This is a genomic window from Bradyrhizobium sp. HKCCYLRH2047, from assembly GCF_051168175.1.
GTDB lineage: Bacteria > Pseudomonadota > Alphaproteobacteria > Rhizobiales > Xanthobacteraceae > Bradyrhizobium.
Map to the genome: position 1 here is coordinate 313,784 of NZ_JBNPUM010000005.1, position 13,862 is coordinate 327,645.

Annotated in this window: 15 protein-coding genes; 8 read left to right on the plus strand and 7 right to left on the minus strand. The window is 64.9% G+C overall.

Features of this window, described 5'->3' with window-relative positions; genetic code table 11:
* Positions 1-872 precede the first annotated feature (872 nt).
* Positions 873-1,130 (minus strand): hypothetical protein, encoded by a 258-nt coding sequence (locus ACQR1D_RS14690; RefSeq protein ID WP_315800226.1) that lies wholly within the window; start codon positions 1,128-1,130, stop codon positions 873-875.
* A 66-nt stretch (positions 1,131-1,196) separates the two neighbouring features.
* On the minus strand, positions 1,197-2,240 hold the full coding sequence (locus ACQR1D_RS14695; protein ID WP_434893894.1) for a DUF2778 domain-containing protein: 1,044 nt from the start codon (positions 2,238-2,240) through the stop codon (positions 1,197-1,199).
* A 226-nt stretch (positions 2,241-2,466) separates the two neighbouring features.
* On the opposite strand from ACQR1D_RS14695, the gene ACQR1D_RS14700 reads away from it, so the two are divergent.
* The 3 genes from ACQR1D_RS14700 to ACQR1D_RS14710 all read left to right on the plus strand — a co-directional run bounded on the left by ACQR1D_RS14700 (position 2,467) and on the right by ACQR1D_RS14710 (position 5,605).
* A complete protein-coding gene (locus ACQR1D_RS14700) occupies positions 2,467-2,901 on the plus strand; it encodes a DUF1810 domain-containing protein (protein WP_434893875.1) in 435 nt (144 codons plus the stop codon).
* A 163-nt stretch (positions 2,902-3,064) separates the two neighbouring features.
* Positions 3,065-3,310: a hypothetical protein gene (locus ACQR1D_RS14705; protein ID WP_008961253.1), complete on the plus strand. Its 246-nt coding sequence runs from the start codon at positions 3,065-3,067 to the stop codon at positions 3,308-3,310.
* A 198-nt stretch (positions 3,311-3,508) separates the two neighbouring features.
* The gene (locus tag ACQR1D_RS14710; protein ID WP_434893874.1) at positions 3,509-5,605 is read left to right on the plus strand and encodes a PAS domain-containing protein; all 2,097 of its coding nucleotides are present in this window, start codon (positions 3,509-3,511) and stop codon (positions 5,603-5,605) included.
* A 29-nt stretch (positions 5,606-5,634) separates the two neighbouring features.
* On the opposite strand, the gene ACQR1D_RS14715 is transcribed toward ACQR1D_RS14710, so the two are convergent.
* From ACQR1D_RS14715 to ACQR1D_RS14725, 3 genes are all read right to left on the minus strand, one after another.
* On the minus strand, positions 5,635-7,257 hold the full coding sequence (locus tag ACQR1D_RS14715) for an ABC-F family ATP-binding cassette domain-containing protein (RefSeq protein ID WP_315800229.1): 1,623 nt from the start codon (positions 7,255-7,257) through the stop codon (positions 5,635-5,637).
* Positions 7,258-7,362: 105 nt separating this feature from the next.
* Positions 7,363-7,821 carry a hypothetical protein gene (locus ACQR1D_RS14720; RefSeq protein WP_315800230.1) on the minus strand — a complete coding sequence of 153 codons (459 nt, stop codon included), beginning with the start codon at positions 7,819-7,821 and terminating at the stop codon, positions 7,363-7,365.
* 184 nt (positions 7,822-8,005) lie between these two features.
* A complete protein-coding gene (locus tag ACQR1D_RS14725) occupies positions 8,006-9,040 on the minus strand; it encodes a glutamine synthetase beta-grasp domain-containing protein (protein ID WP_315712320.1) in 1,035 nt (344 codons plus the stop codon).
* A 544-nt stretch (positions 9,041-9,584) separates the two neighbouring features.
* On the opposite strand from ACQR1D_RS14725, the gene ACQR1D_RS14730 reads away from it, so the two are divergent.
* Both ACQR1D_RS14730 and ACQR1D_RS14735 read left to right on the plus strand, forming a co-directional pair.
* Positions 9,585-9,779, plus strand: coding sequence for a DUF2735 domain-containing protein (locus ACQR1D_RS14730; RefSeq protein ID WP_315800231.1), 195 nt, complete (start codon positions 9,585-9,587; stop codon positions 9,777-9,779).
* Between the two features lie 234 nt (positions 9,780-10,013).
* A complete protein-coding gene (locus tag ACQR1D_RS14735) occupies positions 10,014-10,757 on the plus strand; it encodes a tyrosine-protein phosphatase (RefSeq protein ID WP_434840035.1) in 744 nt (247 codons plus the stop codon).
* Positions 10,758-10,788: 31 nt separating this feature from the next.
* Here the strand turns inward: ACQR1D_RS14735 and ACQR1D_RS14740 are convergent, their stop codons facing one another.
* Positions 10,789-11,007 carry a hypothetical protein gene (locus ACQR1D_RS14740; protein WP_012044361.1) on the minus strand — a complete coding sequence of 73 codons (219 nt, stop codon included), beginning with the start codon at positions 11,005-11,007 and terminating at the stop codon, positions 10,789-10,791.
* Positions 11,008-11,098: 91 nt separating this feature from the next.
* Positions 11,099-11,857, minus strand: a complete 759-nt coding sequence (locus ACQR1D_RS14745; protein WP_434840034.1) for an SGNH/GDSL hydrolase family protein — start codon at positions 11,855-11,857, stop codon at positions 11,099-11,101.
* Between the two features lie 71 nt (positions 11,858-11,928).
* Between ACQR1D_RS14745 and ACQR1D_RS14750 the strand changes: the two genes are divergently transcribed.
* The 3 genes from ACQR1D_RS14750 (at position 11,929) to ACQR1D_RS14760 (ending at position 13,786) form a co-directional block, all read left to right on the plus strand.
* A complete protein-coding gene (locus tag ACQR1D_RS14750; RefSeq protein ID WP_316236615.1) occupies positions 11,929-12,609 on the plus strand; it encodes an SDR family oxidoreductase in 681 nt (226 codons plus the stop codon).
* A 95-nt stretch (positions 12,610-12,704) separates the two neighbouring features.
* The gene (locus ACQR1D_RS14755) at positions 12,705-13,403 is read left to right on the plus strand and encodes a DUF2161 domain-containing phosphodiesterase (protein ID WP_434840033.1); all 699 of its coding nucleotides are present in this window, start codon (positions 12,705-12,707) and stop codon (positions 13,401-13,403) included.
* A 77-nt stretch (positions 13,404-13,480) separates the two neighbouring features.
* Positions 13,481-13,786, plus strand: coding sequence for a hypothetical protein (locus ACQR1D_RS14760; protein ID WP_172109527.1), 306 nt, complete (start codon positions 13,481-13,483; stop codon positions 13,784-13,786).
* Positions 13,787-13,862: the final 76 nt, after the last annotated feature.

Below are 13,862 nucleotides of genomic sequence, written 5' to 3' on the forward strand. Positions count from 1 at the left end.
AGCGCATCTTTGCGCCGACGAACGCTGGTGTCGCGTACGGTCAAGTCGCGTGGTCCTGGCATCCCGACGCTGATGCCCCCGCGGTGGCGCGCCCAAAGCGCGTCATCGTGCACGGTGACCAGAACGCCCGGCGCACCGGGGAGCGCGCGAAGCAGCCGTTAAGATCATCGCGCGGGGAATGCCGGTTGCCCGGCTGAACCTGTGGTGACTGCCGCCTGCTTTTTTTCTGCAGGCGGGCCATGGGTTGCGGCCAGCATCCCGGCATTCCCCGCGCCCTCTTTTTATGGAGAGGGCAAGACGGACGGATCCCTCGGGCGCGGAGCGTCGCGAGAGCGCGAGCGCATGCGTGAACATCTCGAAGTCTGCGAAAAGGTGAGGTCATGAGCGGAGCAGCGCTTCCACAGACTCACCGTCATTCCTGGGCGCGCGCAGCGCGAGCCTGGCATCCATACTCACAGGCAGGAATGACTGAGCGAGATGGAGCGGCCAACATGCCTCACACGGCCGCTCGTGGTTATGGATGCCGGGCTCGCGCTGCACGCGCCCCTGCATGACGATGAGGCGAGATGGTGCTCCTCCCACCGCTGTCATGCCCCGCCCCCGCGTCTCGCCTTCGGCGAGCCCGAGGACAGGCTCCGGCGGGGCATCCGGTGCGCCGCGGCCGCTCGCGCAATCACGACGGCCTCGGCGTGCTGGATCGCCCGGTCCCGTCTTCGCCTGTCGGCTTCGACGCGGCAACGAGCGCCAGGGCGCGCCGCAGCTTTAACGGAGGCGGCAAGCCGGGCGATGACACCAAGTGTGAAGGGGCGGACAGTGACGCGAGCAACACGCGCGGCATGGCCCGACACGGCAGCCGTCTCGGACCAGGTTTCTCACAACAGCTTCGCGCTCACGAACAGCGTGCGCACCGCCGTGGTGGCCTGGACCGTCATGATCGCGTTGTCGGCCGCGGCCTGCAGCGCGGCCATGGCCTGGTCGTGCAGCGACTTGAACTCCATCCACTCGACGGCGTTGAGGCTGGTGAGGAACTGATGGGCCTGCCCGACCGTCGAAATCACGACCGGCTTGCCGTTCACCTTGATGTTGAAGGTGGTACGCAGACGCGTTTCCGAGTTTGCGGGATCAATCATGGGGACCTTCCGGAAGATGCGACGGGCGTCACCGCCGAGGTCGCGCCGAGGCCCAGCAACAAAACGTCACTCGGTCTTTTGCGCGGTCCGCGTCGGGGTGCCAGCCTCGAGCCCGACGACGACAACGAGTCGGTTGAACTCGCCGTCATCATACGCCTTCAGGAAGCGATCGTAATTCTTGATCGAGACGCAGCCGTTCGAATCACCCTCCGGCCCCAGCATATAGGGGTGGGTCAGCAATCCGCTCCGGCCGAGGGTCGATCCCTCCACCACGTTCATGCGCAGGGCGCGCACGCCGTGAAACGGTTTTTCGCGCGGCTTCAGGTCATAGGTGGCGGGCGGGGTCGCGCCGACCATGCGCTGATTGACGTGCTCGGGGTCGTCGCGCAGGCTGCCCATGCCGGAATGGGCCTCGAGCCCGATGCCCGACGGCAGATACACCATCTTGGCCTTGATGTCGTAGACGGCGGTCTTGTCGTAGCCGAGCGCACCGAGATCGATCCCGGAGCGCACGATGCCGCTATCCGGGCCGAGCGAGGCGAACTTGGTCGGGCTCGGCAACAGGTCGGACAGCTTCTGCAGGATGGAGCGATCGTCGACGCGTCCGACGGCTTCAGGCGCACTGGCCGAAACCAGACTGGTCGGCAGGTTGGCGACGGACGGCCGCGGTCGCGGCAGCGGCACGCCCGGTGCGGGCATCGTGACGGTATTGCCCTCCGTCAACATCGGCCGCCAATCGCTGTTGCTGGGGTCGCGTGCGCCCGAATCGCGCGCTTCCATGCCCTTCACCAGCGCGGCCCGGGCATCGAGCAGTTGGCGGTCGATCGCGCCGCGAAGGGCGAAACGGTCGAGCGCGCGAACCGCGTCTTTTTCCGAATACGCCGTGGCCGAGGCGGAGGCCGGCGCGAAACGTGTTTCGAAGGTCATGGACGGCGCGGCGGCGGCCGGAATCGCCGCGCTCGCAAGCGACGTCTCATCGCTGTTGGCTCCGACCCATGCGGCCGCGCCCGCTGCGACCGCAAGTGCTGCAAGCACGAGTGCGATCGCTTCGGAGCGCCCGAAGCGGCCTTGCGACAACAGAACGTCTACGCTTGCTTCACTGGAAGCCATCACGTCCCCGATATACCCCCCTTTTCGGACCACCCGGGAAAGGTGCCCGACCCCAAGGGGTACGATTCGACCCGTCATGACATAGGATGGCAAGAGTGCGGCATAATCTAGACAAACGCCAGCCCGGAGTGACGGGGAATGGACCGGGGTCCAAGCCTCGCAGGGCCGCGCCGCGACCGTCCCAGAAAGCCGATTATATCGATGAATCAGCCGGTTGGAGGAATGGGTGAACGCCGAATGTGATGATCTCAGTCGATTTGCCGACGCACAAAGTTCGATTTATTCACGGGTGACCGCCGAACTTGCGGCCGGCGCCAAGCAAAGCCACTGGATGTGGTTCATCTTTCCCCAGGTCGAGGGGCTCGGCAGCTCCGCCATGGCGCAGCGCTACGCGATCCGCTCCCGGGCCGAGGCCGAGGCCTATCTGGCGCATCCCCTGCTCGGCCCGCGACTCGTCGAATGCACACGTCTGGTGCTCGCGGTGCAGGGCAAGTCGCTGCGCGACATTCTGGGTGTGCCGGACGATGCCAAATTCCGCTCATGCATGACGCTGTTCGATTCGATCAGCCCGAATGGGATCTTCGCGCAGGCGCTCGATCGCTATTGCGACGGGGTGCGGGATCGCCAGACGTTGGCGTTTCTGCAGCGCGGCATGGGATGACCACTCGCTGCAAAGCGCGTCGCGTCCGCGTCATCGGTAGCATGCTGATGAGTTCGCCGGCCGACCCGGCCGGATTTCGGGTGATAGGCCGAACAGGAAACTTGATCACGCCAAGATTTGCGGCTCCCATCCGCCGCATTGTTTGTCCCAAGGAGACACACTCATGAAGAAGTTGTTCCTGATTGCCGCGCTCGCGACCTTCGCCGCCGGCTCCGCCTTCGCCGAGGATAGCTGCGAGACCAAGGCCGTCGGCAAGGACGGCAAGGCACTGGCCGGTGCCGCCAAGACCTCTTTCATGAAGAAGTGCATGGCCGAGACGTGTGAAACCAAGGCGGTCGGCTCCGACGGCAAGAAGCTCGCCGGCGCCGCCAAGACCAGCTTCATGAAGAAATGCGAGGCCGGCGGCTGACCGGACGCCGGGCTGGACGACATCTGGGCCCCGCCATGGGTGGGCGGGGCCGCTCGATGATCGTCGGGTTCCATCGGCAGCGGCCTGACGGACGATCGTTGACATGTTATGACGTCAAGCGATCTCCACATCGAGCTGCATAGGCGCTTCAATGTTCTCCGCTTTGCCTGCCCCGCCTCCTCATCTGCGCGAGGCGGCGTGAGTCCCTCAGAGATCGATGCGCTCCGGCAGCGGCTGCGGGAGCTCGAAAGCGAAAATGCCCGTCTTCAGGCCCTGTTCGCCGCCGATGCCGGCAAGCGCGCGCGCGCCGAGACCGCCCTGGCGGAGAGCGAGGAGCGGTACCGGACGCTGTTCAACTCGATCGATGAAGGCTTCTGCATCATCGAGTTCTTCGACGGCCCGCACGGCCCGCTGAGCGACTACGTCCATGTCGAGGCCAACCCGGCCTACGCGCTGCATGCGGGCATTCCGAACGTGGTCGGACAGAAGGTGCGGGAGATGGTGCCGGGCGAGGCCGACGGCTGGGTCGAGCTCTATGGCGGCGTGCTGCGCACCGGCGAGCCGATCCGGTTCGAGCGCGAGCTGGTCGCCACCGGACGTTATCTCGAGCTCGCGGCGTTCCGGGTGGAGCCGGCCGAACGTCGACAGGTCGCGGTGCTGTTCCAGGACATCACCGCGCGCAAGCGCGCCGAGGCTGCACTACAGGAGATCAACGACACGCTGGAGGCCCGCGTGGTCGCCGCGCTCGCCGAGCGCAAGCTGCTCGCCGACATCGTCGAAGGCACCAACGCCTTCGTGCAGGTGGTCGATACGCAATACCGCCTGATCGCGATCAACGGCGCAGCCGTGCAGGAGTTTGGACGTGTCTTCGGCCTCCAGCCCAAGATCGGCGACGACATGCTGGAGCTGTTCAAGGATCTACCGGAGCATCGGGCGGCGGTTCGCGCGGTATGGTCCCGCGCGCTGGCTGGCGAGGAGTTCGTCGCGGTCGAGGAATTCGGCGATCCCGGCCGCGACCGCCGCTTTTACGAAATGCGCTTCTCGGTGCTGCGCGACGCCGCGGGCCGACAGATCGGCGCCTATCAGTTCGCCTATGACGTCACCGACCGGCTGCGCGAACAGACACGGCTGCACGAGGCCGAGGAGGCGTTGCGGCAGTCGCAGAAGATGGAGGCCGTCGGACAGCTCACCGGCGGCATCGCCCATGATTTCAACAATCTGCTGACCGGCATCCTGGGCTCGCTCGAGATGCTGCAGACCCGCCTGCGCCAGGGCCGCTTTGCCGATGTGGACCGTTACGTCGCGGCCGCCCAGGGCGCCTCGAAGCGCGCCGCCGCGCTGACCCATCGCCTGCTCGCCTTCTCGCGCCGGCAGACGCTCGATCCCAAGCCGACCGATGTCAACCGGCTCGTCATGGGCATGGAGGAGCTGGTTCGCCGCACCGTCGGCCCGCAGATCGCGCTCGAGGTCGTGACGGCCGGAGGGCTCTGGCCGGCACTGATCGATTCGTCGCAGCTCGAAAGCGCACTGCTCAACCTCTGCATCAATGCCCGCGACGCGATGCCCGAGGGCGGCCGGATCACGATCGAGACCGCCAACAAATGGCTGGACGACCGCGCCGCGCGCGAGCGCGACCTGCCGCCCGGCCAATATATCTCGCTGTGCGTGACCGATACCGGCACCGGCATGACACCCGACGTGATCGAGCACGCGTTCGATCCGTTCTTCACCACCAAGCCGATCGGCCAGGGCACCGGCCTCGGCCTATCGATGGTCTACGGCTTCGTCCGGCAGTCCGGCGGACAGGTGCGGATCTATTCCGAGCTCGGTCAGGGCACCACGATGTGTCTCTATTTCCCGCGGCATTATGCCGGTGCCGTTGAGACCAGCGATCCCGTGCGCGCCGGCGCGGCGCCGTCTTCCCGCACCGGCCAGACCATCCTCGTTGTCGACGACGAGCCGACGGTGCGCATGGTGGTGATAGAGGTGCTCGACGAGTGCGGCTACGCGGTGGTCGAAGCCAAGGACGGACCGACCGGCCTTGCGGCTCTGCAATCAGACGCGCGCATCGATCTGCTGATCACCGATGTCGGTCTGCCCGGCGGCATGAACGGCCGCCAGCTGGCCGATGCGGCGCGCGCGACGCGGCCGGATCTCAAGGTGCTGTTCATCACCGGCTACGCCGAGAACGCGATCCTGAGCAGCGGCCAGCTCGCGCCGGGGATGCAGGTGCTGACCAAGCCGTTCGACGTCGAGGCGCTCGCCGCCCGCGTCGGCGAGATGGTGGAGAGCTGAACGCGTGATCGCCGCCGTCTTGCCCTCGATCAGCCGCGCAGGCCCGGCGCTTCGTGGCCGCTGCGCGCGACATACTCGGTGTAGCCGCCGCCATACTGGTGCAGGCCGTCGGGCGTCAGCTCCAGCACGCGGTTGGAGAGCGCGGCGAGGAAATGACGATCGTGCGAGACGAACAGCATGGTCCCCTCGAAGTTCGACAGGGCCGCGATCAGCATTTCCTTGGTCGCCATGTCCAGATGGTTGGTCGGCTCGTCCAGCACCAGGAAGTTCGGCGGATCGTAGAGCATCTTGGCCATCACGAGCCGTGCCTTCTCGCCGCCCGACAGCACCCGGCATCTTTTCTCGACGTCGTCGCCGGAGAAGCCGAAGCAGCCCGCCAGTGCCCGCAACGAGCCTTGACCGGCTTGCGGAAACGAATGCTCGAGCGACTCGAACACCGTCTCGTCGCCGTCGAGCAGGTCCATCGCATGCTGCGCGAAGTAGCCCATCTTGACGCTGCCGCCGATCGTCACCGAGCCGTCATCGGGCTCCGCGCTACCGGCGACGAGCTTCAACAGGGTCGACTTGCCGGCGCCATTGACGCCCATCACGCACCAGCGCTCGCGGCGCCGGATCATGAAGTCCAGCCCGTCGTAGATGCGGCGGCTGCCATAGCTCTTCGACACCTTCTTCAGCGCCACCACGTCCTCGCCCGAGCGCGGCGCCGGCAGGAAGTCGAACGCGACGGTCTGGCGCCGCTTCGGCGGCTCGACCCGCTCGATCTTGTCGAGCTTCTTGACCCGGCTCTGCACCTGCGCCGCATGCGAGGCCCGCGCCTTGAACCGCTCGATGAACTTGATCTCCTTGGCGAGCATCGCCTGTTGGCGCTCATATTGCGCCTGCTGCTGCTTCTCGTTCAGCGCCCGCTGCTGCTCGTAGAAATCGTAGTCGCCGGAATAGGTCGTGAGCTGGCCGGCGTCGATCTCGATCACCTTGTTGATGATGCGGTTGATGAATTCGCGGTCGTGCGAGGTCATCAGCAGCGCGCCCTCGTAACCTTTCAGGAAATGCTCCAGCCAGATCAGGCTCTCGAGATCGAGGTGGTTGGACGGCTCGTCGAGCAGCATCACGTCGGGACGCATCAGGAGGATGCGCGCCAGAGCGACGCGCATCTTCCAGCCGCCGGACAACAGGCCGACATCCTTGTCCATCATCTCCTCGGAGAAGCCGAGGCCGGCCAGTGCCTCGCGGGCCCGGCTGTCGAGCGCATAGCCGTCCAGCTCCTCGAACCGCGCCAGCACCTCGCCATAGCGCGCGATGATGTCGTCCATCTCGTCGGCGCGGTCCGGATCGGCCATCGCGGCCTCGAGCTCCTTGAGCTCGGCGGCGACCGACGACACCGGCCCAGCCCCATCCATGACCTCAGCCACGGCACTGCGGCCGGACATCTCACCGACATCCTGGTTGAAATAGCCGATCGAGACGCCGCGATCGATCGAGACCTGCCCCTCGTCGGGCTGCTCGCGGCCCGAGATCATCCGGAACAGCGTCGTCTTGCCGGCCCCGTTCGGACCGACCAAGCCGATCTTCTCGCCACGCTGGAGGGCGGCGGAGGCTTCGATGAAGAGAATCTGGTGGCCGACTTGCTTGCTGACGTTATCGAGGCGGATCATGAGGTCTCAGGACATGGACAGGTTGCCGCCGCTCTTAGTCGATGCGCGCCGCCGGTGGAAGGCGCAATTTAGGCGCCCTCCGCCGCTCTGTCCGCCCCATCCCGGTCAGCGGCCCTGAGGCCGAAAATCCTGGTTGCCGAACGGCTTGTCGGTCGGAATGCGGATCGCGACGTAGCCGCGATCCATGGTCGCGTGGCAGGCGTTGCACCCAGACGTCAGCTCGGTCACGGCGGAAGCGAAGCGCTTGCCATCCTTGGCGGCGATGGCGTCCGAGATCGACTGAATCGGCTGGCCCAGCGTGGTGACGTTGTCCACCGGCAGTCCCGAATAGAACACCGCGGCGTCGGTCAGGCTCTGCCTCAGTTGCGCGAGCTCATAGGACGCGAGATCCCAGTTCTTGGCCTGTCCCGCGAACCACAGTTTCGCATGCCTGACTTGGATCAGATTCATGATGTCGCCGAGCCGCGGCAGATATTGTTCTGCATTGGACTGCGACTGTGCCGCCGCCAGGGAGATGGCCGAACAGGCGATCAGAACGCCTGAAACCCACTTGCGATAATTCATTCGACGCCCCGCTTCCATAAACCGCTTCCAGAAAGACATACCGCTGCGATCGAAGACGGACTTGCGATTGATCAAGGCGGCGCCTCCGCGATCACGCCAGCCCGCCAAACGAATGATCCGCCGAAGCGGCTGCTCCGGCGGATCATCATGTCAGCCCCGGCCCCGGGGTAATGTGTTCGGCGTCTTAGGCTGCGGCTTTCGCGCCGGTCGGAACCATCGCGATCGTCTTCAGGACCTGAGACGCGATCTGGTAGGGGTCGCCCTGGGAGTTCGGACGGCGGTCTTCCAGATAGCCCTTATAGGCGTTGTTCACGAAGGAATGCGGCACGCGGATCGAGGCGCCACGGTCGGCCACACCCCAGCTGAAGGTGTCGATCGAAGCGGTCTCGTGCTTGCCGGTCAGGCGCATGTGGTTGTCCGGACCATACACGGCGATGTGGTCGGCGCGCGCCTCCTTGAAGGCGTCCATCAGCTTCTCGAAGTACTCCTTGCCGCCGACCTCGCGCATATACTTGGTCGAGAAGTTGCAGTGCATGCCCGAACCGTTCCAATCGGTGTCGCCGAGCGGCTTGCAGTGGAACTCGATGTCGATGCCGTACTTCTCGGTCAGACGCAGCATGAGGTAGCGGGCCATCCACATCTGGTCAGCAGCCGTGCGCGAGCCCTTGCCGAACACCTGGAATTCCCACTGGCCCTTCGCCACCTCGGCGTTGATGCCTTCGTGGTTGATGCCGGCCGCGAGGCAGAGGTCGAGATGCTCTTCGACGATCTTGCGGGCGACGTCGCCGACGTTCTTGAAGCCGACGCCGGTGTAATACGGACCCTGCGGAGCCGGATAGCCGTATTCCGGGAAGCCGAGCGGACGGCCGTCCTTGTAGAAGAAGTACTCCTGCTCGAAACCGAACCACGCGTCCGGATCGTCCAGGATGGTGGCGCGGGCGTTCGACGGATGCGGGGTCTTGCCGTCCGGCATCATCACTTCGCACATCACCAGCACACCATTGGTGCGGGCGGCATCGGGATACACGGCGACCGGCTTCAACACGCAGTCGGAGCTATGGCCTTCGGCCTGCATCGTCGACGAGCCGTCGAAGCCCCAAAGGGGCAGCTGTTCCAGGGTCGGAAACGAGGAAAATTCCTTGATCTGTGTCTTGCCGCGCAAATTCGGCACCGGCTTGTAGCCGTCGAGCCAGATGTACTCGAGCTTGTACTTCGTCATTGAGCCTCTCTGTCTTATCGAAAGGTGGGAGCCCAGCAATCGAAGGCTCCCCGCTTACCCGGCCACGATCGGCCAGCGCACTCTTAAGCATGGAACGTGCCAAGTCCCGCGACGTCCCGTCGCATGGACGAAGGCCAATCAGGGCGGAGCTGGCGCTGGTTTTTGCACGTCAGGGGTGCGGCAAAGCAGCGCGACCGGGATTGCACGGAACGCATGGCGGAAATCAGAAGCTGGTCAAAACCCGCTTGATTCCGTGGCATTTGCGGCGATGCGCAAAAACGTCCGAACAAGCTCTCAGCAAGTCCGGGACATTTTTGAAAAGACCTGAGCCTCTTTCCGCAACCTTTGGTCCAGCCCAAGTGTTGGTCAGCTGCACGTTGCTGCGGAGGAAGCAAAGACAGAAATGCCCGCAAAACGCGCAACATGTGATTTGATTTTGGTCATGTTGCATTCCCTCCGGGCAGAGCCGATATCGAGATCGGTAACCACAAGAGAACGAGTCGGGCGCAGCATGACGTGTGGCCCGATGGAAGGAGACTGAGGAATGGACACTAACGTGCACGAGGGGTCCGCAAGGATCTATCAATTTCCGCGCGGAGGGCGGGCAGGTCTTGCGCCTCGCCAATCCGCGGCATCGCCGGCGCGGCCGATCGCGCCCTCGATCCAGCCGACGATCTACAGCGGCAGCTGGTATCACGACGAGGCGATCCAGGAAGCCAAGCCGGCGTGGGACCGCTGATGTCCGACTGTACCGTGCCGCTCACGCGCCTTTGCTGAAGGGTCGGACCGACAAGGTTCCGGCCCTTTTTCTTGCCCGCTGTCAACCATGTCTACTGCTGGCGGTCACCGACGGGCTCGACGTGGCGGGTGCATACGTTCCGCCGTCCTGAGCCGCTTCATGCTCTCCTCTGCCTTGCCGTCGCGCAGGCGAAACGACGCTTCACATCAAGCCCGCATTCCCTAGAATGCGTTCATGCCCGCCCATCCGCTCCGCCATCTCGGACTTCACGGTGCCAGCAACTTCAGAGATCTCGGCGGATATCCCAGCAGGGATGGCCGGCACGTGCGATGGCGGCAGCTGTTTCGGTCGAACCATCTCGGTCAGTTGACGGAGCCCGACCTCGCGGTCCTGCGGGAGCTCGGCATTCGCGCAGCGTTCGATTTCCGCGGTCGCGACGAGCGCGCGGCCGGCCTCTGCACGATCGCCGAGATCACCGTGCATTCCGTGCCGATCGAGCCGAGCGTCGTGCCGGCGCTGCGGGCCCTGGCGACAGGAGGACAGCTCACAACCGACCATGCCTTGGAGCTGATGCGCGAGTCCTACCGCAACTACATCCGCAGCTACACGCCGCGCTTCCGCGCGCTGTTCGAACATGTTCTCAATGGGGATGCGCCGTTGGTGATCCATTGTACGGCCGGCAAGGATCGCACCGGTGTCGCCTGTGCACTGGTCCTGCACGCGCTCGACGTTCCGGATGACGTGATCCTGGAAGACTACCTGCTCACGAACCAGCTCTATCGTCGCGAGACTGCAGCTCACGCGGATCTTCCCGCTGATGTGGTCCAGGCGATCGGGACGGTCCAGGCCTCGTTCCTCGCCGCTGCGTTCGACGCCATGCGTGATGATTTCGGCGACGTCGACACCTACCTGCGCGACGGTCTCGGCATCGACGGCGCTGCACGAAAGACGTTACAGGCGCGCTATCTCACACTGTGAGCCAGGGCGGCACGAATACGCTTGAGCCCGATCAGGCCGCTTCGATATCGGCTGTCTCGGCGGCTTCCATCGCGTCGAGATCGGCAATCACCTCCTCGAATGCGGAAATCGCCTGTTGAACCGCCGCGATCTGCATCAATTCCCAGCCCGTCACCGGACCTGCACGGTTCTGCAAGGCGACCACCAGATCCCGCCGCTGCTCCTTCAGTTGCACCAGCGGCAAACCGTGGTCCGGCAGATGTCTCATCATGTCAAAGCTCCAACGCCCCTCAAGCGGCATAGCGACAAGCTAGCGGGCCGCGCTGGCAATCCACTTACGAAAGTCCGACTAATTTTATCGATCAGGCCGGCACGACCGGCACCGTCATGATGGCGCTGGCCAAAACGTCGCTGATCTTCGCGGTGGCGGCCTCGCTCACATGCAAGCGGTCACCGTGCCCGTCGTCGAGCGCCGACAACGGAATCTGACCAGCCTCATGCCAGCTCTTCATCAAATTCCAGCGCCTGAAGAGATTGACGTTGGCTGCAGACGTGACCTTCTCGATCCGTCGCTGAATGTCCTCGGCACGCGCCAGCCTGTTCGGCACCGTCACGATCGCCGCCGTATATTGCAGGTCCATCACGATGGCGTCGATGGCCAGCCCCGCCAGCCATCGAAGGCCGACGCGCAGCGCCGCCTCGACCTCATCGGGACTGTAGACCTCGGGCCTGTAGGCGGCGTTGGTGCCGACCTGCCAGATGACCAGCGACGGCTGCTCCGCAATCACGTCGCATTCGAAGCGCGAGAGCTCCTCCGGGGATTCCTGTCCGCCCACACCCCGATTGAGGACGTCGATCAGGCAGCCGAAATTGGTCTTGCGCAGCGACTGCTCGATCCGGGCCGGGAAAGCGACAATTCCGTTGGTGCCGGCGGTGGAAGATGAGCCAAGCGCCACGATCCGGGTCTTGCGCTGCGCATCCAGACTCTGCCTGAACTGTCTGATCGGACGAGTAAAACTGGTGGCGACGTCGGGAAATTCGAGAGAGTCTTTCGCCGTCATGGTCACCTCTGACGAACCACGCTTTCTGATTGCAATTGCATGCCCCGGCCGTCCGGCCATTGCAACTCATCGGCAGGGCCATAGTATAACAAGCGGCGCTGTGGGGCGCGTCAACGGAGACCAGGGACGGAATGAACGGAGCAGTGATTGTCATTACGGGTGCGCAAGGGGCGCTCGGACGCAGCGTGGCCGATCTCGCGCTCGCACGGGGCGCGCATGTGGCCGGGATCGATCATGCCCAGGCCGAGATCCCGGCGAGTGACGACCGCATTGAGCTCGGAGGCGTCGACCTCTCCGACCCCGGGCAGGCAAAGGTCGCGATCGACTCCGTCGCCGCCCACTTCGGCACTCTGGATGCGCTGATCAACATCGCCGGCGCGTTCGCGTTCGAGACCACGGCCGACGGCGACGATTCCGTCTGGGAGACGATGCATGCGCGAAACCTGATGACCGCGCTGCACGCCTCGCGCGCGGCGATCCCGCATCTCGTCCGCTCCAGCACGGGCCGCATCGTCAACATCGGCGCCATGGGCGCGCTCCAGGCCGGTGCCGGCATGGGCCCCTATGCTGCGTCCAAATCGGGCGTGCATCGCCTGACGGAAGCGCTCGCGGCCGAATGGAAGGGCAAGATCACCGTCAACGCCGTTTTGCCGTCGACGATCGATACGCCGGCCAACCGCGCCAGCATGCCCAAGGCCGATTTCGACAAATGGGTGACGCCGCAGGAACTCGCGGAGGTCATTCTGTTTCTCGCCAGCGACGCCGCGAGCGGCGTGACCGGCGCACTGATACCGGTTGTCGGCCGGGTGTAGCGAAGCCAGCCGGTCACCCCGACTTGGCGCTGACATCACCGGACTCGGCGGGCTAGACTCGCGCGCGCTCTGAGTCGCACACATCGGGCAGTCCCTTGGAAACCGCGCTCTACCTTCCCGTCAAACGCTTCCTCGAAAACCTCGGCTTCTCGGTCAAAGGGGAAATCGGCGGTTGCGACGTGGTGGCGCTCAGGGGCGACGACCCGCCGGTGGTCGTCGTCTGCGAGCTGAAGCAGGTCTTCAACCTGGAACTGCTGCTGCAGGCGGTTGATCGGGCTGGGGCCTGCGATGAGGTCTGGGTCGCCGCAAATCTGTCGGCACGTGGCAAGGGTCGTGAAAGCGACTCCCGCTACCGCAATCTGTGCCGCCGGCTCGGCTTCGGCATGCTGGCCGTGACTTCAGCCGGAGACATCGAAGTGCTGGTGCAGCCGCCCACCACCGCGCCGCGCAAGAACCCCAAGAAGCGGTCGCGTCTCGTGATCGAGCATCAGCGACGCAAGGGCGACCCCGTCGCTGGCGGCTCGACCCGGGCTCCCATCATGACGGCCTATCGGCAGCAGGCGCTGGCCTGCGCCTCGGCGCTCTCGGGCGGGCCGAAGCGCGTCCGCGACCTCCGCGCGGAGATTCCGGATGCGCCGAAGATTCTGCAGCGTAACGTCTACGGCTGGTTCGACCGCGCCGAGCGCGGTGTCTATGTCCTCACAAAAGCCGGCCTCGCGGCCTTGCGCCGCTGGCCCCAGGATATCCACATGACGCAGGTACCGTTGCCCAATCGCGACATGGTGAACGCATAGCTGGGCTGCCCCGCGGAATATATATTGCAATGCAACAATCCTGCTTCTAGGTATCCCGGACGATTTACGAGGCCCCCATGAGCGAAGATTGGAACACCAAGTACGGTCCGCGTCGCGTCAGGCGTGATCCCCCGACTCTGGAGGAAGCGATCTTCGCCGCGTCAGGCATCACCGACGACGTGCAGGCCCAGGCCGAGATCGCGTCGGCGCTGATGGGTCTGCCGCTTGAGCAGGTGCTGCCCGAGGTGAAGAAGGCAGTTCGCGTTGCCGCGCGCACCAACACGCGCGTCATCACGGCCGACCAGGGCACGCAGCAGCGTGCCGTCGTGGTCGAGCGCCGCACCGTGCGCCGCTTCAATTTCGACAAGCGCACCGGCACCTGAACGCCTTCCGGGGCGCATCGGCCAATGCAATCAAACGAAAAGGCGCGGCAGCGGTGATCGCTGTCGCGCCTTTGTC